The organism is Pseudomonas sp. R5-89-07 (assembly GCF_003851685.1).
Taxonomy (GTDB): Bacteria; Pseudomonadota; Gammaproteobacteria; order Pseudomonadales; family Pseudomonadaceae; genus Aquipseudomonas.
This window is the reverse complement of sequence record NZ_CP027727.1, coordinates 3,838,891-3,860,062: the sequence shown is the minus strand read 5'-3', so window position 1 is coordinate 3,860,062 and position 21,172 is coordinate 3,838,891. Positions and strand designations below refer to the sequence as shown.

The following is a 21,172-nucleotide window of genomic DNA, read 5'->3' as shown; positions in this document are numbered from 1 at the left end:
TTCTCCTTGAAATCAGACTGTCACGAACAGGGCCAGGTGATCGCTGGTGGAGCGGATGTGCCCCATGTTTCGCCACCCACGGAAACGCTGCCGGTCGCCAGCGGCGAATGCTGGCGCCGGTGATGGCGGCCAGCCGAGCGGAGGCGCCTGGAAATCGCTGGCGATGGCCACCATGCCCACGGGCGCACCGCCAGGCGCAGGGTTGACCACATTCAGCGGCGTGCCGACCACGGTGTTGGCGATGGTGAAGTTCCCGGCCGCGCCGCCACGCACCAGGATGTTGTCGATCGAATACAGGTTGCTGCTGCTCGACGAGCCGATGTAGCGGTAACCCGGATAAGGCACGGCTCCGACGTTGGTCGACCAGAAGACCGTCGATTTCTTGCTCTTGAGGTGGGTGGCGAAATAGCCCATGTAGGCATCCAGGGCCGGAGGCGGGGCCGCGGCCGGTGGTTGCAGTTGCAGGGCATAGCCCAGGCCCGTGAGCGGGGCGTAGCGCAGTGGATCATTGCCGGTCTGGCTTAGCAGGTTGACATTGAAATCACCGGTGATGACCCGGGTTTCCAGGGCGCCCAGGGCGGCGCTGATGTCACGCACGTTGGCCAGACCGTTGAGGTAGGCGTTGGCCGCCACGTACTGCGGCGGCGAATGGATGGCGAACAGCGTGAGGTTGCGCTGCACCACCACGGGCGGGCCGTCGACGGTTTCACAGAACGTCACCATATAGGGTTCGCGCAGGCCGCCATAGTTGATGGGCGCGCCGAGGTTATCGACGAAATCGACCCGCGCCGCGCACCGGCTTTCGGACGGGTTGCCGGGGTTCAGGGCGGTAGGCGGAATAGCGCGACCGGCGACGGTAAAACAAGCGTTGGTCTGCAGCGGCGGGTAGTTGCCGGCGGCGGGCGCGGGCAAAACCGTGGGGTTGAAGCTGACGCCATTGCCCGCTGGTGACCAGGCGTTGGGGCCGGTGAACAAGCGTCTGCCGGCCGCCACGCCGGGGCCCGCCGGGATCACCGGTTTGTAGAACACCGCGACGCCCTCGGCTCGCCCGGCCTGGCCGACCACCAGGGGCGGCACCAGGTTCCAGGCAAGGCCGGTCAGGTTGCGAATGCGCAACAGCAGCTCGACACAACCTTGCCAGCCGCCGGTTGGGGAAATCAGTGAGCCCGGGCCGTTGCTCGGGCCGCTGGCGGTCTCCACCACTACGAAGATGTCCGGGTTGAAGGCGGTGATATGGGCCAGGATCAGTGCCAGTCGGTCGGCAGCGTCCAGGTCGGGAATGAGCGCCCCGGTGCGGTCCCGCTTGGTGCTCAAGGGGCGGATCTTGTTATAGCCGAAGCTCTCGATGTTCCAGTACAGGACGCGCGTCATGAGGCAATCTCCGATGGCCCGGTCAGTGCCGGATGCGTGGGCGTATCCGGCGCCAGGGCCAGCAGGCGTTCGGTGTCGCTGTCCGGATCTTTGACGTAGGCGGCGTACCAACCCAGGCTGCCGGACGACTGAGGGTCGCCAAACAGGAAAAACTGCAGGGTCGCCCCTGGGGGCAACTTGGCGATGCCGAGGATCTTGATGCCGATATCGGTCAGTTGCAGGTTGAAGAATTTCGCTTGCGGATCGGGCTGCCCCGGGATGGTCTGGTAGAGCAGTTTTATCGGTCCGGTGGAAACCTTGATGATTCCCTGCAGGGAAAACACGCTGGCGGACGGCGCGGCGCCTGGCAGGCTCAAGCCAACGAAGAGCATTGGAGTGGCGTCGGCGCTTTGGCTGCCGGGCGACCAGGCAACCAAGAGGTCGGACTCGAAACCAGCACCTGAGACCAAGGCGCCGGGCGATCCCATGGTGACCTTGTAGACAATGCCCGACCAGGCTCCGGACATAGGCTTGAGCGAGAGGTTCTCCGGCAGGACCGGGAGAAAACCGTAGTCCGCGGGTTTCTTTTGTTCCGGCGCCTGGATGAATTGCTTGAGCTGCAGGGTAAAACCTTTGTAGAGGCTTTTTCCGCGAACCTGGCTGGTGACTGGATCGAATCCCAGGTTGTCGGGATTGAAGCTGAAACCCACGGCGTTGGGTGTGGCGCTGGGGAAACTCATGCCGATCTGCAGGTTGGTATAAGCCAGGCCCTCGTTGCTCGGACTGCCGTCTTCGCTGCCAAAGGACAGCAGGTCCAATGGCCCGGAGGAGGTTTCGAGCAGGGCGAAGTCCAGCTTGCCCCACAATAGGAAACGACTGGCGGTGGTGGCGCCGCCGTTCGGGCTGCCCAGGGTGTTGAACTGGATGCGATTGACTGATGCGGCCGGTAGCACGTTGCTGTCCAGGTTGAACAGGTAGCTCTGGCTTTGTTCGAAGACATAGGTGGTGGTGTCGTTTTGTTGCAGGGCGCTGCCGTCGAGGACCATGGCATTTACGGCACTGGGGGTTTCGGCGCGTCGTGTGGCCTGGATCGCTGAACCGAACAGGCGGTCCAGGCTCAGTTGGATACGACTGTTGAAGGTCACCAGCCGGGACTGACGAAACAGTGCCTGAAGCTGGAGGACGCTGAAGGCATAACCTTCGGTCGTAGCCAGGGCAATGGGCATGTCGGCCTCCGCGCCGTCGGCCCGGGCCTGTTCATAAGCCGGGTTCTGATAGTCGATCAGTCCGAAGAGGTTAGAGATGCCCTGGATATCCAAGGTGTCGTCCTGATGACTGACGCGACTGACGCTGGCACCGAAGTGGTGGGCGAGAAAGCGGCTGTAATCGATGCCAGCGGCGATCCCGGCCAATTGCTCGGGGAGGCTGTCCAGGGGCAGGTCGGCGTTGAGCACCATAAAGCCTTTCCATTCGGGGTCGTTGACCTGGGCGACGAAGTCCGCATAGAGGCTGTCCGGCGCGGCGGCGGCCTTGAGCTCGGCGGCGCTGATAAAGTCCTGCAGCCACTGGGACAAACCGGTGTAGGCCAGGGTCTCAAGGCCCGGCACCAGGTCTGCGGTTTTCGAGAACGTCTCGGGCATGGTCCAGCGGTTGGGATTGTCGATGCGCTCTTTCAGGCTGCCACTGCAATATTTCATGATCAGCACGTTGCGATAGCTGGTGGTTTGCACGCCGGCGCCGATATTGGCGATGAAGTGCCAGTCGGCGATCTCCAGTTGGTTACTGAACGTTGCGCCCTGGGTGAAAAACGGTTGCGGGTTGACGCCGACGAGAAATAGCTGATTGGTTTGCAGCGCCTCGTGCAGCGCATCGGTGGGCTGCTCGAAGGCAAAATCCAGCATATTCTCGGCAGATTTCGAGCGTGCCAGCAGCACTTTGCTATAGCCGATACCGTCCGGATCCAGGTCCACCAGCAAGCCTTGCGGTGTTGTCGCCCGATCGGGTTTTTCGGACGCGCCAGCCGGGGCCCGTTGCAGGCGTTTGAGCCGTGCGGCCCGCCTGCCCGGCAGGGTGGCGGCGCTGATAAGGCTCTTGCGCGAGGCGGCAAGAATCTCGCTCTCGAACTGGGTCAGGTTGACGTCCGTCGTATTGGTCATGCCGGCATACGGCACCAGGGGGAAGGCGAAGCCGGGGGTTTGCGGGAGCGGTGTGCGCGGCGCGGCGGGGGCCAGCATTACGGTGTCGCCGGCGGCCGCGGCCTGGCCATACAGTGGGCTGCCGTCGGGCTGTGCGCTATAGGCCGGGGTGGAGGCGCCGGCAATCAGGCTGCTCCAGGAGGTCCGGTAGTCGCCGGTCAGCAGGGCGGTGACCGCGCCACTGGTGGGGGAAACCAGGCTGCTGGTCTGGAACGGGAAGATGGGTGCATACGCCGGTTGAGCGGCGAGCAGGCGTATGCGGTCATTTTCGGTGGGGCTGGCCGCAGAATTGTAGTTGGAAAAGCTCAGCCATTCGGTACCGAAGATGCCGCACAACAAATATTGCCCGACGGTGGCGGGAAGGGTCGGCAGACTCAAGCCATAGTCACCGCTCAGGGTGAGGCTGTAGCTCGCGCCGTCATCGCAGAACACCAGGCTGGCTGCGTGGGGCAGGGGCCAGCCATTGGCATCGAGGCCATTGAGCGGGACCAGATTGATAGGGTTGCCGGCAGTGCTGCGCCATTGACTGGGCAGCGAGGTGCTGCCGGCAGCGGCGAAGGCCAGGCCGGTTCGGATCAACCCGGCGGCCAGTTGCGGCGCACTGATGTGCTGGTTCAGCCGGTCCAGCGGGTCGAGAACACCGCCCATGTTCAACGTGGCCGGCATGCCGATCGGGTTGAACACCGGGTAGTTGAGTAGGGTGTTGCCGTTCCCGGTGTTGACCACATAGGCGAAGCCGGTCTGGAAATACCGCAGCGCAGCCACGCAGTTGTAGGTCAAGGCATAAACCAGGCTTGCGGCCTGGCTACCGTCCAGCGGCACATAGGCCAACGGCTGCAGTGGGGGAGTCAGTTGCAGGCCACTGTCTGCCTGCAGTTTGTCGTTGAAGCCCATGCTGATGCCGGTAGTGGACTTCAGGCGCAACGCGTTGCAGTCGGCATCGTATTTGACGAAGGTGCCGAAGTTGATGAAGAAGGTCAGGCGATCGCCGAGCTTCACGTTGAGGTTGTTCTGCACTTGGCAGGACGCTCCCAGGCTGATGCGCAACCCATAGTCGTTGAAGCTTTTGGGCGCCGGCAGGTTGCTGCCCGGCAACCAGAGCAACGCCCTGCCGACGAAGTTGCGCTGTTCGACGGCAAACAGAAAGCCATAGAGGGCGCTAATAAAACCCGACGGATCGCTGCGTAGGCTGACCGGTTCGCTGGGGGCGAACAGGTAATGGCCGGCCTGCTTATCGAATGCATCGGCAGGGCTCAGGCTGGTCGGCAAGTCGGCTGGTGGGGTGCCTTGGGGCATCACGTAGCCGCGCCAGCCATAACCACTGTCATCGGGCAGGGCATAGGCCGCGCTGTTGGCAATTTGCTGATAGTCGGATGGGGTGGCGGCGCGGCTGGTCATGTCTATCCCCTGCAATTGTCGGCACGCCCACGAATCCACGACCAGTCGGCGATGCTGCCGGCGTAGTGGTTGGGCAGGTTATGGCCGGACTGGAAAGTGCCATCGAGGCTCAGCTGCCCCCGCTGTTCCTGGGTGGCGGGACGAAACGACAAGGCCCCACCCTGGATATGTACGGGCCCGACCTTGGATTTGCGCAGGGTCACGGGGGTGGCGGTGGCCATGACGGTGTAGCGGTCGATCAGGTTCGTGGCGTAGTAGAAACTCACTTGGGCCGTCAACGCGTTGCTGCTGTCGGGTTTGTAGGGTTCAAGCAGTTCCACGGTCACTTGCAGGTCTGGCAACAAGGGTTGGCGGTAGCTGGCAATCACGCTGGTCGTTGGGCTCTGCCAGCGGATGAGGTCGCCGCGGTAGGCTTGCGCGCTGTGTTTGTTGTCGTCGTGTGTGCCTTCGATATTGAAGTCGGCGAGCACATGCGAAGTGTTCGCAGGGGCACAGAAAAATGCGCCCAGGCTGCCACGTACCCGCTGGCCATCGCTGGCCAGGTCAAAGGTGGCAGTGGGTGTTTCGGCCGTCATGCTCAACCCTGTCAGGCCAGCGCCGCCCATGGACAGTTCGGCGTTCACCCGGGCCTCGCGGCTATCGACGACCAGTACGAACAGCACCGGACCGACCTGACGGCTGACGTTCATGCCGGGCAGCAGTATCGGACCCGGCAAGCAGGGTTCAGGAGGCACCGAAGAGGTGGAAGGAGAGGGGGGAAGGTCGGTGCAACCCGATGTCAGGGATGCGTACTCGACGCTGGAAAAAGTCTGGCTGAACCCGTCAGGCAAAGCCGTCGACACAGGTCTGCCGGTCGCCAGTAGCCACAGTATGGTTGCCAGAATCGCGCCCAGTGTTAACCAGCAAACCCGGGTATAAAGCATCCGATGCTTTGTCACGCGAGGGTACCGTCCATGTCCCGTACTGCGTTAAATGAAGCCGACGAACTTGCGCGTCCGCCGGCTTCAAGGATGGGGTCTGGCTAAAGAACCCGTATGGATCAGGAAAGGCTGAATGTACCGATGTTGGTGCTGGTGAAAGGCGTCTCGGAGCCGCTGTCGACGATCACGCCAGTGAACAGGATGCTGAACCCCGCGCCGACGTTTTGCAGCGTCACCTTGGCACCCGCGCGCAGGATCACCGGTCCGGCAGGGGCGTCGGCGGAGAGCGTTTGCGTTGAGGCGGTGTTATTGACTTGGGTAGCCCACAGCAGGTTGTTCTGGTAGTTGAACGTGACCTTGGTTGTTTCGTTGGGATCGCCGTTATACGTGACCACGGAGTTGCAGTTGATGGTCAGGGGCGTGGTGACGGTATTTACCGAAGTGAAGGCGTTCATTTTGAATATCCTTTTTCCAGTGTTAGTCATGATCCAGGGAGCTGAATCGAGTGAGAGTCTAGGCGTGCTTCTTCGCCTGTAAAGGAGGGGAATTAACAGCGTTTGGCGCATTTTCTCGACAATTTTTCGACGAGCGCGTGGCTCCCTTATCGTCCAACTGACTGTAATCAGATGGTTTTTGGGAATGGTGAAAGGTATGGCTAAATGCCTTTAATAGCGTTTTATAAGCATCGTTAGGCCGAAATAGTCGTTCGATCAGCTCCCTGGGCACGCCTGTGCGAAAAAGCCTTATTGGTTGTGGAAGAGGGGTACGAATCCCGTCCCGGAGAAACCCGTTCGCGCCTATTGCCAGAGTAAAACGCTTGCCTGTTTTTCAGTGCCGGTTATTTAAGAGAAGGTGTGTGAACAATTAAGGTGTATGGCTAATTGCAACTAGTGGCTATTGGCTGCCAACGCTCTAAATCAGTGCATTCAGCAATGTTTTGTATTTATATTTCCCACTCTCAGGAACTAGCGCTATAACTTCCAGTCGATACCCCCGGCTAACTCCCGGCAGGGCTATGGCGAACTAATGGCATTGTTCGATAGTTCCAAATAGCCATACTTCTCGCCCTATCAGATATCACTTCATTATGTCGTCAGCCCCCATCAATGCCTGCCAGATGCCTGTCCCGCACACCGAGCAGGTGTGCGCATGGTTGATGGCGCATGCAGGGCTGAAGACCGTTGACCTGGACCGCGCCAGACGCTTATCCACCGAGGGTAGCGACCTGCTCGGCCTGCTCACGCGCCTGGGGCTGGTCAGCGAAACCGAACTGGCCCGCGCCTGGGCCGCCTTGCTCGACGCGCCCCTGTTGCACGCCGATACGGCGCCGCCGCTGCTGGACCCTTTGCCCGCGCTGACCGAGCGCTTCATGCGTCACCATCAACTGGTGCCTATCGGCTGGGCCGATGGCGGGTTGCGTGTACTGTCGGCCAACCCTTCCCAGTTGTATCCGTTCCAGGCCCTGGCCTATGCCTGCCAGGTGTCGATCTGGCTGGCCGTCGGCCCGCGCACTGAAGTCGACAGCCTGATCGAGCGCTATTACGGCCAGGGCCGATCCGCCATGGGCACGCTGGTGGAGAACCTGGGTGAGCAGGGCGGCGCGGCCGACGATATCGAGCACCTCAAGGACATGGCGTCCGAAGCGCCAGTGATTCGCCTGGTCAACCTGATCCTGCAGCGCGCCGTGGAACAGCGCGCCTCGGACATTCATATCGAACCCTTCGAACATCAGCTCAAGGTGCGCTACCGCATCGACGGCGTGCTGCACGACGCCGAGGCGCCCCCGGCGAGTTCCTCGGCGGCGGTGATTTCACGGGTCAAGATCATGGCGCGCCTGGACATTGCCGAGCGCCGCTTGCCCCAGGACGGGCGCATCATGCTGCGCATCCAGGGCAAGGAGCTGGACTTGCGCGTGTCCACCGTGCCCACCAGTTTTGGCGAATCGGTGGTGATGCGTCTGCTCGACCGGCAGACCGTGCAGTTCGACTTTCCCAGCCTGGGCTTCAGTGGTGAGCGCCTGGATACCTTCCTCCAATTGCTGGAACGGCCCCACGGCATTCTGCTGGTGACCGGGCCGACCGGCTCGGGCAAAACCACCACGCTCTACACCGCGCTGTCGCGGCTCAATACCCCTGAGCGCAAGATCATCAGCGTGGAAGACCCGGTCGAATACCAGCTCGAAGGCATCAACCAGATCCAGGTAAAGCCCGCCATCGGCCTGGACTTTGCCGGCGTGCTGCGCTCCATCGTGCGCCAGGACCCGGACGTGATCATGATCGGCGAAATCCGTGACCTGGAAACCTGCCGCATCGCCATCCAGTCCTCGCTCACCGGCCATCTGGTGCTCTCCACCCTGCACACCAACAGTGCCGCCGCCAGCATCACGCGGCTGCTGGACATGGGTGTGGAAAGCTACCTGATCGCCTCCACCGTCAGCGGCATTCTGGCCCAGCGCCTGGTGCGCCGCCTGGACCCGGCCACGCGCGTGGCGTTCGAAGCGCCACCGGCGTTGATCGAGGAACATGGTCTGGAGCGTCTGACCGACCAGCGCCCGATCCTGCTCTACCACGGCGACTACCATGGCCGCAGCGCCCTCACCGAATTGCTGGTGATGAACGATGAACTACGCGGCCTGCTGATGCGCCACGCCGACGCCGCCACCCTTGAACAGGCCGCTCGCCGCGCCGGCCTGCGCACCTTGTATGAAGAGGGCTTGCGCCAGGCGCTGGCCGGCATCACCACGCTCGAAGAAGTGCTGCGCGTCACCCGTGGGGAACCGGCGTGACGCTGTTCAAGTTTCGCGCCCTCGACAGCCAGGGTGTCGCCCACAACGGCACCCTGCAAGCCCAGGACCATGCTGCTGCCGTTGCCGCACTGCACAAGCGCGGCCTGCTGTTATTGCAGATCGAAACGGCGGGCAGGCCCCTGTTAAGCCCGGCGCGTGGGGCGCTGAAAGGCGCCGGCCTGGTCAGCTTCACGCAACAACTGGCGACCCTGCTGGGCGCCGGTCAGCCTCTAGAACGTTGCCTTGGCCTGCTGCTCAAACAACCCGGCCCACCTCAGGTGCGCGGCTTGATCGAACGCATCCGCGACGAGGTCAAGGCCGGCAAGCCGCTGTCGGCCGCGCTGGAACAGGCGGGCGACAGCTTCTCGCCGTTGTACCTGAGCCTGGTACGCGCCGGCGAGGCGGGCGGTGCGCTGGAACGTACCCTGCACCAGCTCGGCGACTACCTGGAGCGCAGCCAGCGGCTGCGTGGCGAGGTGATCAATGCGCTGATCTACCCGGCGTTCCTGGTGGTGGGCGTGTTGGGTTCGCTGGCGCTGTTGCTGGCGTACGTGGTGCCGCAATTCGTGCCGATTTTCCAGGACCTGGGCGTGCCGATCCCGCTGATCACCGACGTGATCCTGGGCCTTGGCGAGTTTCTCGGTGCCCATGGGTTGCTGGTGCTGGCCGGATTGATCGCGATCCTGTGGACGCTGCTGATCAGCCTGCGCCAGCCACGCCGTCGCGAGCGCTGGGACCGTCGCGTGCTCGGCCTGCGTGTGCTTGGCCCGCTGTTGCAGCGGGTCGAAGCGGCGCGACTGACACGCACCCTCGGCACCTTGCTCAGCAATGGTGTCGCGCTGCTGCCGGCGCTGGTGATTGCCCGGCAAGTCTGCAGCAACCGTGCGCTGCAGGCGCAAGTGGCGATGGCCGCCGAAGCGGTGAAGGCGGGCGGCAGCCTGGGCCGGGCGTTCGGCGAGCAACCCTTGCTGCCCGAGTTGGCCCTGCAAATGATCGAAGTCGGTGAACAGGCCGGTGAACTGGACAGCATGCTGCTCAAGGTCGCCGATATTTTCGACGTCGAGGCCAAGCGCGGTATCGACCGGTTGCTCGCCGCACTGGTGCCCAGCCTGACCGTGTTCATGGCGGTGCTGGTGGCGGTGATCATGCTCGCGATCATGCTGCCGCTGATGAGCCTCACCAGCCATATCTAAACGTTCAAGGAGCTATAAACGATGAATGCCCGACGCCGCCAACGTGGTTTCACCCTGCTGGAAATGCTCGCCGTGATCGTGCTGCTGGGCATTGTCGCGACCATCGTGGTACGCCAGGTCGGCGGCAATGTGGACAAGGGCAAGTACGGCGCGGGCAAGGCGCAGCTCGCCGGCTTGAGCATGAAGGTCGACAGCTATGCGCTGGACGTCGGCTCGCCGCCCACCAGCCTGCAACAGTTGGTGGACAAGCCCGCAGCGGCCTCCGGTTGGGCCGGGCCGTACGCCAAGCCGTCGGAATTGAAAGACCCGTTCGGCCACGCGTTCGGCTATCGCTTTCCCGGTGAGCACGGTGCGTTTGACCTGATCTTCTACGGCCAGGATGGCCAGCCCGGTGGCGAGGGCTACAGTGCCGACCTGGGCAATTGGGAGTAAGCAGCCCATGGCCCAGCGTGGCTTTACCCTGCTGGAAATGCTGGTGGTGATCCTGCTGGTCAGCCTCGCTGCCGGCTTGCTCAGCGTCGGGTTGCGCCAGGGCCTGCAAGTGGCCAAGGAGCGTCGTGTGGTCGGGCAGATGGTCGAGGCGCTGCGCAGCACGCGGGCCGCGGCGATTATCAGCGGGCAGGCGGCGCGTACTCAGTTCGATCTGCACCACCGCGCGTTCAGCGCAGCGGGCGGCGCGCCGCGCTATTGGCCGCAAGACCTGCAACTGAGTGTGCACACCGCCGAGCAGGTCGGCTCGGCGGTCGAGTTCTACCCTGACGGCAGTTCCACGGGCGGCAACCTGCTGTTGGCCAACGGCACGCGGCGCTGGCGTATCGATATCGGCTGGTTGACCGGCAGCGTGCAGTCCAAGGCGTTGCCATGAAGCGCCAGGCGGGATTCACCCTGCTCGAAATGCTCGCCGCCCTGACGCTGCTGGCGGTGTGCAGCACGGTGCTGCTGGTCGCCTTCGGCCAGAGCGCACGTTCCCTGGCCCAGGTGGCGCGCAGTGACCGCCTGACCCACGCCGCGCTCACGGTGCTCGATCAGGAAACCGCCGGCCGCCTGGATAGCGGCGTCAGCCAGGGCGAACTGGATGGCATCCATTGGCAACTGACCCTCAGCCGCCAACCGCCGCACCTGTATCGCGTCGACCTGACCGTCAGCGAAGGCCCGCACCAGGCCCGCTTCAGCACCTTGAAGGCGCGCCTGTGAAGCGCCGCGAGCAGGGCTTCACCTTGCTGGAAATCCTCGTGGTGCTCAGCTTGCTGGCGGTGTTGCTGGTGCTGGTCGGCGGCGCGCTGCTGGGCGCCAACCGTGCGGTAACCAAAGCCCAGCGCTACAGCATCAGCCTGGATGAAATGCGTGCCGCCCAGCAGTTCTTGCGCACCGCCATCAGCGAGGCGCTGCCCCTGGACGTGACCGAGGACGACAGCCAGGCCGAGGGCTTTTTCAGCGGCACACCCGAGCGCCTGCAGTTTGTGGCGACCTTGCCCGGTGTGCTCGGAGGCGGTATCCAGCGCTTTACCCTGCAGCGGGTCGACCAGGCTTTGCAGGTGGAGTTCGCGCAGTTGGAATCGGGCATCAACCCCGCTCGCGTAGAGCCACAGGTACTGCTTAATCATGTGGAACACCTGCAGTTCAGCTACCGAGGCCTATCGCCCCTGGGCCAGCCGACCGGTTGGATCACTGACTGGCCCTGGCCCCGGCGCTTGCCTTATGCGGTGCGCATCACGGCCAGCGTCAGCGGGCCGGTGCCGTGGGTCACCGAAGTGATTGCGCTGCGCCTGAACCTTTCCAGCGGCAGCCTGGAAGAATGAAGCGCCAGCGCGGTGCGGCGTTGCTGCTGGTGCTGTGGGTGCTGGCCTTGCTCAGCGTGCTGCTCGGCGGCCTGGCCGGTTGGGTGCAATTGCAAAGCCGCCAGGCGCTGTGGCTGGGCCAGCACACCCGCACGCAACTGGCGGCCCAGGCCGGCATCGCCATGGTCATGGCGCAGCCGCATTGGGTGGCCGATGGGCGCACTGTCGCGCTGAGCTTTGATGATGCGCGGGTGCAGGTCAGCCTGCGTAGCGAGCGCGGCAAGCTGTACCTGATCAATGCAGCGGCGGACGATCTCACGCGCCTGGCCCTGGCTTGCGGTGCCACACCGGTCCAGGCGCAGCAATGGGTCAAGGCCCTTGAAGCCCGGCGTCGCCAGGGCCTGGCGCCGTTTCGGGTGCTGGAAGAAGTGCGCCAGCTGCCGGGCATGACCCAGGCGCTCTACAGTCAACTGTTGCCCGAAATCACCTTGTGGAGCGACCTGGATCGACCCGATCCGGCGTTCGCCAGCCCCTTGATGCGCAAGGCGCTCAACCTGCCAAGCCGCAATGCCGAGGGCGCCGACCCCGGCCAGGTCGTAGAAATCGACAGCCGCGCCGAGCGGCCCGGCGGTTATCAGGCGCGCCTGCGTATCACCGTTTCACTGAGCCCAGCGGAGGACAGCGCGCAGCCCTATCGGGTGGTGCGGTGGCAAGAATGAATCGACTCGAACCTATCGCCCGTCACTGGCGCGGCAGCCTGCTGCAACAGGCCTGGCGTCTGTGGCTCACCGAGCTGCGCGGCTGTGTGCCGAGTTGGCTGGCCCTGCAGGAGCCGCCGGAGCGCATCCATCACTGGCCGCTGACCGCGCCGGTCGAACCGGGCCATGTGCGCCGGGTGCTGATGCTCGGCCCTGACGATGTGTTGCGGCAAACCGTGCAGCTGCCCCTGGCCGCCGCGCGCCACCTGGACAATGTGGTGAGCTATGAACTGGACCGCTACACGCCGTTCGAGGCCGAGCAGTTGTACTTTGTCGCACGCCAGGAGCAGCGCACGCCCACTCACCTTGAGGTGACGCTGGTGGCGATCCTGCGCGAACGCCTGGATCCGATCCTCGCCGACTGCGCCACCTTGGGCCTGCGGCCCTATCGCGTGGATGTGGCGGACCTGGGCATCAACCTGTTGCCCGCCAGCCTGCGCCCGCGCCAACGCCCGCCGGGCCTGGGCTTGCAGCGCAGCCTGCCGTGGCTGTGCGGCGCGTTGCTGATCGGCGCGATGCTGCTGTGGCTCAACGACCGCCAGCGTGTTGTCGATGCCATGCAGCACAGCGTCCAGCAGCAGAAAGCCCAGGTGGCTCAGGTGCATGCGCTGCGCCAGCAACTGCTCAACACCCAGGGCGCGGCGCAGTACCTGGCGCGACGCAAATTGGCGCAACCGCCGTTGGCCGGGCTGCTCAATGACTTGACCCACTGCCTGCCGGCCGACACCTGGCTCGACCAGTTGGACGTCAAGGGCAGCGAGATTTCCATCGCCGGCCAAAGCGCCAAGGCCAGCGGCCTGATCACGCGGATCAAAGGCTGCCAGCGTCTGGACAACGCTCAGTTCGAAGGGGTGATTCAACCCGATGCCCGCACCGGCAAGGATCAGTTTGCCTTGCGTGCCCACTTGCGCCAGGAGGCCGCCGATGCGCCGACCCCTCACACCCCGTGAACGTCGCGGGGCAGCCTTGCTGATCCTCGCCGCCGTGCTTGGCGCGGCCTACTGGCTGCTGATCGATAGCTGGTTCGCCGGGCCGCTGCGCAGCATGGGCGCCCACGCCGAACAGTTGCGCGAACAGCAGCAGCGCTATGCCAGCGTGTTGCGCCAGGGCGATGCGCTGCGCCAGCAGCTCGAACGGGTGCAGCAAGACCCGGCCAGCAGCGCCAGCCTGTTGCCGGGGGATGACCCCGACGTGGTCGCCGCCGACCTGATGCAGCGCCTGGCCGACCTGGTCGCCAGCCAGGCCGGGCGCGGCGGTGGTTGCAGCCTGACCCAGCGCAAGCCCATCACCGCCGAGCAGGACGATGGCGAGCCTTATCGTCAGGTCAAGGTCAGCCTGACCCTCAACTGCGCCATCGAACCCTTGACCGCGATCCTGCATGCGCTGGAATACCAGCCGCCGTTCCTGTTCGTCGACGAACTGCGCATCCGTCGCAGTCGCGAGGCGCCCGCACGGGGCGGGGCGGGCAAGCTGGTGGTGAACCTGCTGGTGCGCGGCTACCTGCAACCGGCGCAGGTGGCGCCATGAACAGCAGATTGCGTCCCCTGGAGTGGGGCTTGCTCGGCGTTGCAGGGTTATTGGGCCTGCTGATGGCGGTGATCCTCAGCAGCATCGGCGACGAACCGCAGTGGTTACCCGCAGCACCGCTGGCGGCGCAGCCCTCCGCCAACGTGCAGGCGCCCGTGACGGCGGCCCTGGCCGACCTTGCCGGCACCTGGCAGGCGCCGCTGTTCAGCCCGGATCGCAGCCCCGACCGTGCGGTAGGCAAAGCGCAGGTCACCAGCCTGTCCAACCTGACCCTCAGCGGCATCATGATCACCGGCAACCTGCAAATGGCCATGCTTAAACAAGCCGACGGCCCACCCCTCACGGTGCGCCTGGGCCAGAGCTTGCCCAACGGCTGGCGCCTGGAACACCTCACCCCGCAATACGCCCGTTTCGCCCTGGATGGGCGCACCCAGACCCTAAGCCTGTACGGCAAGCGGTTGCCCTCGATTTCTTCTTCTCGCGAGCCCCTCCCTTGATTGATATGCGCACCTCGTTGTTTTGCCTGGCCACCAGCGTTGCCCTCGGCGGCTGTGGCACGTTGCCCGACCGCCTCGACCCGGATCAGGCGCTTTTGCACGAAGCCCTGCAGGGCACCGGTTCGCAACGCCCACCCAGCGAGGCACCCACCGTGCAAAGCGCGCCGCCCCAGGCGCAGCCACCCGCGCAGCGCCAGTTGATTCGGGGCAACCAACAGCTGGTGCGCGCGCCGGTTTCCAGGCCTGCGGTGAAGGAGGCGGAGGGCGACATCGTCTTCAACTTTCAGGACCAGCCCATCGAAGCGGTGATCAACAGCGTGATGGGCGACCTGCTGCACGAAAACTACAGCATCGCCCAGGGCGTGAAGGGCAACGTCAGCTTCTCCACCTCCAAACCGGTGGATAAGCAGCAGGCATTGTCGATCCTCGAAACCCTGCTGTCCTGGACCGACAACGCCATGATCAAGCAGGGCAACCGTTATGTGATCCTGCCGGGCAACCAGGCGGTGGCCGGCAAGCTGGTGCCGCAGATGCGCGTGGCGCAGCCTTCCAGCGGCCTCTCGGCACGCCTGTTTTCGCTGCGTTATATCTCTGCCACCGAGATGCAGAAACTGCTCAAGCCCTTCGCCCGGGAGAACGCCTTCCTGCTGGTGGACCCGGCGCGCAATGTGCTGAGCCTGGCCGGCACCCCGGAAGAACTGGCCAACTACCAAGACACCATCGACACCTTCGATGTGGACTGGCTCAAGGGCATGTCGGTGGGCGTGTTCGGCCTGCAACGCGCCTCGGTGGCCGAGTTGATGCCCCAGCTGCAAGCCATGTTCGGCGCCGACAGCGGCACGCCCCTGGCCGGCATGCTGCGGTTTTTGCCGGTGGAGCGCACCAACTCGGTGGTGGCGATTTCTTCCCAGCCGCAGTACCTCAGCGAAGTGGGTGACTGGATTCGCACCATCGACGAAGGCGGCGGCAATGAGCCGCAGATGTATGTGTACGACGTGCGCAACATGAAGGCAGCGGACCTGGCCCGCTACCTGCGGCAGATCTACGGCAATGGTGCGATCAAGGACGACACCCCGGCCAAGGTCGCGCCGGGCTTGCGTACCACCACGCTGTCCTCGTCCACCAACGCCGGTTTGCAGGCCAACACCCCGATGCCCGCCGCCGAGGAACCGGCCTCCGAAAGCAGCGAAGACGCCCCGGCGCCGCCCATCAGCGACCTGGAGGCCGGCACCCGCATCACCGCGCAAAAAAGCAGCAACCAACTGCTGGTGCGCACGCGTCCGGCGCAATGGAAAGAAATCGAAGCGGCGATCAAGCGCCTCGACAACCCACCGCTGCAGGTGCAGATCGAGACACGCATTCTCGAAGTCAAACTCACCGGCGAACTGGACCTTGGCGTGCAGTGGTACCTCGGGCGCCTGGCCGGCAATTCCACCAGCACCACGGTCGCCAATGCGTCCGGCAGCCAAGCTGCATTGGGCGGCGGCGGGGCGGGGCTGGGGGCGGCGGATTCGCTGTTCTATTCCTTCGTCAGCTCCAACCTGCAAGTGGCCCTGCATGCCCTGGAAACCAACGGCCGCACCCAGGTGCTGTCGGCGCCGTCGCTGGTGGTGATGAACAACCAGCCAGCGCAGATCCAGGTGGGCGACAACATTCCCATCAGCCAGACCACCGTCAACACGGGCGACGCCGACACCACCTTGAGCAGCGTCGAATACGTGCAGACCGGCGTGATCCTCGACGTGGTGCCGCGCATCAATCCGGGCGGGCTGGTGTACATGGACATTCAGCAGCAGGTCAGCGATGCACAGAGCGAGAGCAGCAACAGCGAAACGCCGATAAACCCGCGGATCTCCACGCGCTCGGTGTCGACCCAGGTGGCGGTGCAGAGCGGGCAGACGGTGTTGTTGGGCGGGTTGATCAAGCAGGACAACGCCGAGAGTGTCAGCGCCGTGCCGTACCTGGGGAAAATCCCGGGCTTGCGCTGGTTGTTTGGCAACACCAGCAAGTCCAAGGACCGCACCGAGTTGATCGTGCTGATTACCCCCAGGGTAATTACCAGCAACAGCCAGGCGCGGCAGGTGACGGATGACTACCGCCAGCAGATGCAACTGTTGCGGCCCCTGTAGGAGCGAGCTTGCTCGCGAAAAACGTCCAGGCAACGCGTTCATTCTGAATAACCGCGCAGGTCCTGAGTTCTTCGCGAGCAAGCTCGCTCCTACACATTGAACAAGCCCTCCCACATCTGGCTTTCATCGGGGTCTGAGACATTATTTATATGAATAAAGATTTTTATAAATAATGAAATTCAAGAATATTAGCTTATGCCCAAATAGCATTATATTTTTGAAATTCATTCCGTTATGTTTGAACGCAACAGCCTACCCCAGACCCCGGATGGTACCCAGCGTGATTCAGATTCTGCGCACCTGACCGGGTGATCCCCGGCAGCAGAATCGTTGGAACGGAGTTCAACGTATGTTGCCCCTTCAAGCCCCTCGCTCGCCCCATACCTAGCTCAAACCGCACCTGCACCCTGAACACCGGCCCTGCCGCGCCCAGCGCGTGCCTGCCCGACCCTGCGATTTGAAAACCCGGGAATAGCGATGAAGCATGTTCTAACCCCCACCGCAGCCTTGACCTTGTCCCTGCTGGCCGCCGCGGCCCAGGCCCAGGATGACAGCACCCTGTCCACCGTGGTCGTCACCGGTAACCGTGGCGCCGAGCAGCGCACGGTCACCAGCAGCCCGGTGCCCATCGATGTGGTCAGCGCCAAGCAACTGCAAAGCACCGGCAAGCCCGGTTTGATGGAAGCGCTCAGTGCAGTGATCCCGTCGCTGACGCTACCGGAAAAGACCGGCTGGGACGCCAGCGGCATTGCCCGTGCCCCCAACCTGCGAGGCTTGAGCGCGGCCGAAGTGCTGGTGCTGGTCAACGGCAAGCGCCGCCATACCAGCGCCACCCTGAACATCAACGGCATCAACACCGGCGCGGCCCCGGCCGACCTTGACCTGATCCCCATCAGCGCCATCGACCATGTGGAAGTGCTGCGCGATGGCGCCGCCGCCCAGTACGGGTCCGACGCCATCGCCGGGGTGATCAACGTGATCCTCAAGGCCGACACCAGCGGCACCTCGGTGACCAACGCGGGCCTGGGCTATGACGGCAAGAAGCAGACCGTGCAGCAAAGCCTCAACAAAGGTTTCGAGATCGGCGACGGCGGTATCGTGCAGTTGGCCCTGGATGCGCGCAGCCAGAACGAGGACAACAAGGCCAGCGCCAATGGCTACACCTATGAACAAGCCTACGGCCTGGCCGGCAAGTCCACCTACGGCGGCTACGGCACGCCCAAGACCAATCTGCTGACCCTGGGCTACAACGCCGAATTGCCTATCGACAATACGCTTAGCCTGTATTCCTTCACCACCTACTCACGGCGCAAGGCCGAGCAGGGCCAGAACTTCCGCCTGCCGACCATCACCAACACCATCACCACCGGGCCCAACGGCTACCCCTCCGGCTACACGCCCACCTGGTACATCGACGAAGACGATTTCCAGGCGGCATTCGGCGGCAAGGGCACCCTGGGCGAGTGGGACTGGGACCTGTCCACCACCTACGGGCGCAACGAAGCGGAGCAGGGCACCACCCATAACCAGAACCCATCCCTGGGCGAGGCCACGCCGAACCGCTTCACCTCCGGCACCTGGATTTCCACCGAGCTGACCACTAACCTGGACTTCAAGCGCGGCTTCGATATCGGCCTGCAAAAGCCGCTGGACCTGTCCTATGGCTTGGAGCATCGGCGCGACACCTATGAGGTGCAGGCCGGCGACTACGCGTCCTACGCCAACGGCGGTTACTGCGTGGCACCGGGCAATTGCGCGTCGTCCGGAGCGCAGGTCACCAACGGCATTTCCCCCGACGAAGAAAGCACCGCCTCGCGCAACAGCGTCGCAGGTTATGTGGATGCGGGCTTCAACCCGCTGCCGGACTGGTACGTGGGCACCGCCGTGCGCTATGAGCATTACAACCAGGGCGTGGGCGCCACCCGCAGCGGCAAACTGACCACGCGTTATGACTTCACACCGCAATTCGCGGTACGTGCCACGGTGAGCAATGGCTTTCGTGCGCCCTCGCTGGCCAACAGCCTGTTCAGTGCACGCTCGACCACCTATGGCGTGGTCGATGGGGTGTACCAGTCGATTAACTACGGCGTATTGCCGGTCGGTTCGGCGGCGGCCAAGGCACTGGGCGCCGAGGACCTCAAGCCCGAGCGCTCCACCAACTTCAGCCTCGGCTTCACCCTCACACCCACTGACCGCCTGAGCTTCACCGCCGATGCCTACGTGATCAACCTGCGCGACCGCATCACCCTCACCGGCACCTTGCTCGGGCCCGAAGTCACCCAGGTGCTGCAGAACAACGGCGTCAATTCCACCTCTGGCGGCCAGTACTTCATCAACGGCGCCGACACCCGCACCAAGGGCCTGGACCTGGTCAGCAGCTACAACCAGGACCTGGGCGCCTTCGGTGCGCTGAAGTGGACCGCCGCGTTCAACTGGAACCAGACCAAGATCCTCAATTACAAGGAGTCGACCAACATCCTCGGCACCTCCTACGAATTGATGGACCGCCAGGCGCGCAACCTGATCACCGATGTGCAACCCAACACCAAGCTGATCCTCGGTGGCGACTGGAGCATCGGGCGCTTGAACCTCAACCTGGCCCTGACCCGCTACGGCGCCTACAAGGAAGTGAACTCATCGGCCAATCGCGACCTGGACCGGGTCTACAGCGCCAAATGGATCACCGACCTCGACCTTGGCTACAACCTCACCAAAGACCTCAACGTGGCCATCGGCGCCAAGAACCTGTTCGACCTCTACCCCAAGAAACAAGGCGTGCCGAGCAGCACCATGCTCGCCAGCTACGGCACCTATTCGCCCTATGGTTTTACCGGCGGGTATTACTACACCCGGCTGACTTATGCCTTCTAAGGCCTGCGAGGACTAGCACATGCCCATTGTCGCCAAACCCTATGACCTGATCGATGAGGTCACCGATTACCCGCTTCGCCAGCGCCGTGTTTCCACGCCGATCCGCGCCCTGCAGGTAGTGCCGGCCCGGCATCCCTGGCGCTGGGCCGGCTCGATCTTTGCCGCGTTGGTGCTGCTTGCCATCGTGCATTCTCTGGCCACCAACCCGCGCTGGGAGTGGGGCGTGTTCGGCCAGTGGTTTTTCTCGCCGTCGGTGCTGCGCGGTCTGGGGCAGACCCTCTTGCTGACATTGCTGAGCACGCTGTTCAGCATCATTCTTGGCACCGCGCTGGCCCTGGCACGGCTGTCGGGCTCGCCGCTGCTGGCGGCGCTGGCCTGGGGCTATATCTGGTTCTTCCGCTCGATGCCGGCGCTGCTGGTGCTGATCATCCTCTACAACTTTGCCTACCTGTACGACCACATCGTGATCGGCGTGCCGTTCACCGAGCAGGTGTTCGCGCAATGGTCCACCGTGGATGTGCTCAGCCAGTTCACCGTGGCGGTGCTGGGCTTGAGCCTGATGCAGGCGGCGTACGCGGCGGAGATCATTCGCGGTGGCCTGATCGGTGTGGATGCCGGCCAGCATGAAGCCGCAGCGGCGCTGGGGCTGCCGGCCTCGCGGCGGATTTTCCGGATCATCCTGCCCCAGGCCTTGCGCTCGATCCTGCCGTCGGGTTTCAACGAGATCATCGGCCTGGTCAAGGGCACCTCGATTGTCTACGTGCTGGCCCTGCCGGAGCTGTTCTACACCGTGCAGGTCATCTACAACCGCACCCAGGCGGTGATCCCGCTGCTGATCGTGGCCACCGTGTGGTACCTGATCATCACCACGGTGCTGACCAGCGCCCAGTATTACGTCGAGCGCCACTTTGCCCGTGGCACCGCGCGCGTGCTGCCGCCGACGCCGCTGCAACGTCTGCGCCGTTGGCTCAAGGAGCAATCCCATGGCTGAAGCACGCGCAGGGCGTATCCAGATCCAGGGCGTAGGCAAGCGCTTCGGCAACCAGCAGGTGCTCGATAACATCGACCTGACCATCGATCCGGGCAAGGTCACGGTGATCCTCGGGCCGTCCGGCTCGGGCAAGTCCACCTTGCTGCGCACCATCAACCACTTGGAGAAGATCGACAGCGGGCATATCACCATCGACGGCGAGTACGTCGGCTATCGGCGCAAGGGTGACCTGCTGTTCGAGCTCAAAGAGCGCGAAATTCTCAAGCGACGCATCGACGTGGGCTTCGTGTTCCAGAACTTCAACCTGTTCCCGCACCTCAGCGCCTGGGAAAACATCGCCGAAGCGCCGTTGGCCCACAAGCGCTGGAGCAAGGCCCAGGCGCGGGACAAAGCGGCCGAGTTGCTGGCCAAGGTCGGCCTGGCGGACAAGCTCGATGCCTACCCGCGCCAGCTCTCGGGCGGCCAGCAACAGCGCGTCGCCATTGCCCGTGCGCTGGCGCTGGACCCCAAGGTGTTGCTGTTCGACGAACCCACCTCGGCCCTCGACCCGGAGCTGGTGGGCGAAGTGCTCGATGTGATCAAGGGCCTGACCCAATTGGGCGTCACCCTGGTGATCGTCACCCATGAGATCGGCTTTGCCCGCGAGGTTGCTGACCACGTGGTGTTTCTCTGCGACGGCCAATTGATCGAAGAAGGCCCACCCGAACAGATCTTCCGCCAACCCCGACACCCCCGCACCCAGGCCTTTCTCGGCAAGGTGCTTTAGTTCAAGGAGTGACT

The 21,172-nt window shown here is 63.8% G+C and carries 18 protein-coding genes; 14 read left to right on the top strand and 4 right to left on the bottom strand.

The genetic code is table 11. The features are described 5' to 3' along the window. Positions 1-12 precede the first annotated feature (12 nt). The 4 genes from C4J94_RS17590 to C4J94_RS17575 form a co-directional block, all read right to left on the bottom strand. Entirely contained in the window at positions 13-1,371 is a 1,359-nt protein-coding gene (locus tag C4J94_RS17590) for an endonuclease/exonuclease/phosphatase family protein (RefSeq protein ID WP_124387346.1), read from the bottom strand. Next, complete coding sequence (locus C4J94_RS17585) at positions 1,368-4,943, bottom strand: hypothetical protein (RefSeq protein WP_124387345.1); 3,576 nt, start codon at positions 4,941-4,943, stop codon at positions 1,368-1,370. Before C4J94_RS17585 ends, C4J94_RS17590 begins: the two co-directional genes overlap by 4 nt. 2 nt (positions 4,944-4,945) lie before the next feature. Next, positions 4,946-5,659 carry a hypothetical protein gene (locus tag C4J94_RS17580; RefSeq protein WP_124387344.1) on the bottom strand — a complete coding sequence of 238 codons (714 nt, stop codon included), beginning with the start codon at positions 5,657-5,659 and terminating at the stop codon, positions 4,946-4,948. A 323-nt stretch (positions 5,660-5,982) separates the two neighbouring features. After that, positions 5,983-6,318 (bottom strand): hypothetical protein, encoded by a 336-nt coding sequence (locus tag C4J94_RS17575; RefSeq protein WP_124387343.1) that lies wholly within the window; start codon positions 6,316-6,318, stop codon positions 5,983-5,985. A gap of 632 nt (positions 6,319-6,950) precedes the next feature. Here C4J94_RS17575 and gspE point away from each other — a divergent pair. From gspE to C4J94_RS17505, 14 genes are all read left to right on the top strand, one after another. Next, the gene (gene gspE / locus C4J94_RS17570) at positions 6,951-8,648 is read left to right on the top strand and encodes a type II secretion system ATPase GspE (protein ID WP_124387342.1); all 1,698 of its coding nucleotides are present in this window, start codon (positions 6,951-6,953) and stop codon (positions 8,646-8,648) included. Then, entirely contained in the window at positions 8,645-9,841 is a 1,197-nt protein-coding gene (gspF, locus tag C4J94_RS17565; RefSeq protein ID WP_124387341.1) for a type II secretion system inner membrane protein GspF, read from the top strand. Before gspE ends, gspF begins: the two co-directional genes overlap by 4 nt. A gap of 21 nt (positions 9,842-9,862) precedes the next feature. Continuing rightward, a complete protein-coding gene (gene gspG, locus C4J94_RS17560) occupies positions 9,863-10,273 on the top strand; it encodes a type II secretion system major pseudopilin GspG (RefSeq protein ID WP_124387340.1) in 411 nt (136 codons plus the stop codon). 7 nt (positions 10,274-10,280) lie between these two features. Then, a complete protein-coding gene (locus tag C4J94_RS17555) occupies positions 10,281-10,706 on the top strand; it encodes a GspH/FimT family pseudopilin (protein ID WP_124387339.1) in 426 nt (141 codons plus the stop codon). Further along, positions 10,703-11,035, top strand: a complete 333-nt coding sequence (locus C4J94_RS17550; RefSeq protein WP_124387338.1) for a type II secretion system protein — start codon at positions 10,703-10,705, stop codon at positions 11,033-11,035. Before C4J94_RS17555 ends, C4J94_RS17550 begins: the two co-directional genes overlap by 4 nt. Beyond that, entirely contained in the window at positions 11,032-11,640 is a 609-nt protein-coding gene (locus C4J94_RS17545) for a prepilin-type N-terminal cleavage/methylation domain-containing protein (protein WP_124387337.1), read from the top strand. Before C4J94_RS17550 ends, C4J94_RS17545 begins: the two co-directional genes overlap by 4 nt. Continuing rightward, the gene (locus C4J94_RS17540) at positions 11,637-12,338 is read left to right on the top strand and encodes a general secretion pathway protein GspK (RefSeq protein WP_124387336.1); all 702 of its coding nucleotides are present in this window, start codon (positions 11,637-11,639) and stop codon (positions 12,336-12,338) included. Before C4J94_RS17545 ends, C4J94_RS17540 begins: the two co-directional genes overlap by 4 nt. Next, positions 12,335-13,327 (top strand): PilN domain-containing protein, encoded by a 993-nt coding sequence (locus C4J94_RS17535; RefSeq protein WP_124387335.1) that lies wholly within the window; start codon positions 12,335-12,337, stop codon positions 13,325-13,327. The genes C4J94_RS17540 and C4J94_RS17535 overlap by 4 nt, the downstream gene beginning before the upstream one ends. Next, on the top strand, positions 13,302-13,904 hold the full coding sequence (gene gspM, locus C4J94_RS17530) for a type II secretion system protein GspM (RefSeq protein ID WP_124387334.1): 603 nt from the start codon (positions 13,302-13,304) through the stop codon (positions 13,902-13,904). Before C4J94_RS17535 ends, gspM begins: the two co-directional genes overlap by 26 nt. Then, entirely contained in the window at positions 13,901-14,401 is a 501-nt protein-coding gene (locus C4J94_RS17525) for a general secretion pathway protein GspN (protein ID WP_124387333.1), read from the top strand. Before gspM ends, C4J94_RS17525 begins: the two co-directional genes overlap by 4 nt. A 5-nt stretch (positions 14,402-14,406) precedes the next feature. After that, positions 14,407-16,530 carry a type II secretion system secretin GspD gene (gene gspD / locus C4J94_RS17520; protein WP_124387332.1) on the top strand — a complete coding sequence of 708 codons (2,124 nt, stop codon included), beginning with the start codon at positions 14,407-14,409 and terminating at the stop codon, positions 16,528-16,530. A 477-nt stretch (positions 16,531-17,007) separates the two neighbouring features. Continuing rightward, entirely contained in the window at positions 17,008-19,401 is a 2,394-nt protein-coding gene (locus C4J94_RS17515; RefSeq protein WP_124387331.1) for a TonB-dependent siderophore receptor, read from the top strand. Positions 19,402-19,420: 19 nt separating this feature from the next. Continuing rightward, positions 19,421-20,392, top strand: a complete 972-nt coding sequence (locus tag C4J94_RS17510) for an amino acid ABC transporter permease (RefSeq protein WP_124387330.1) — start codon at positions 19,421-19,423, stop codon at positions 20,390-20,392. Then, complete coding sequence (locus tag C4J94_RS17505; RefSeq protein WP_124387329.1) at positions 20,385-21,158, top strand: amino acid ABC transporter ATP-binding protein; 774 nt, start codon at positions 20,385-20,387, stop codon at positions 21,156-21,158. Before C4J94_RS17510 ends, C4J94_RS17505 begins: the two co-directional genes overlap by 8 nt. Positions 21,159-21,172: the final 14 nt, after the last annotated feature.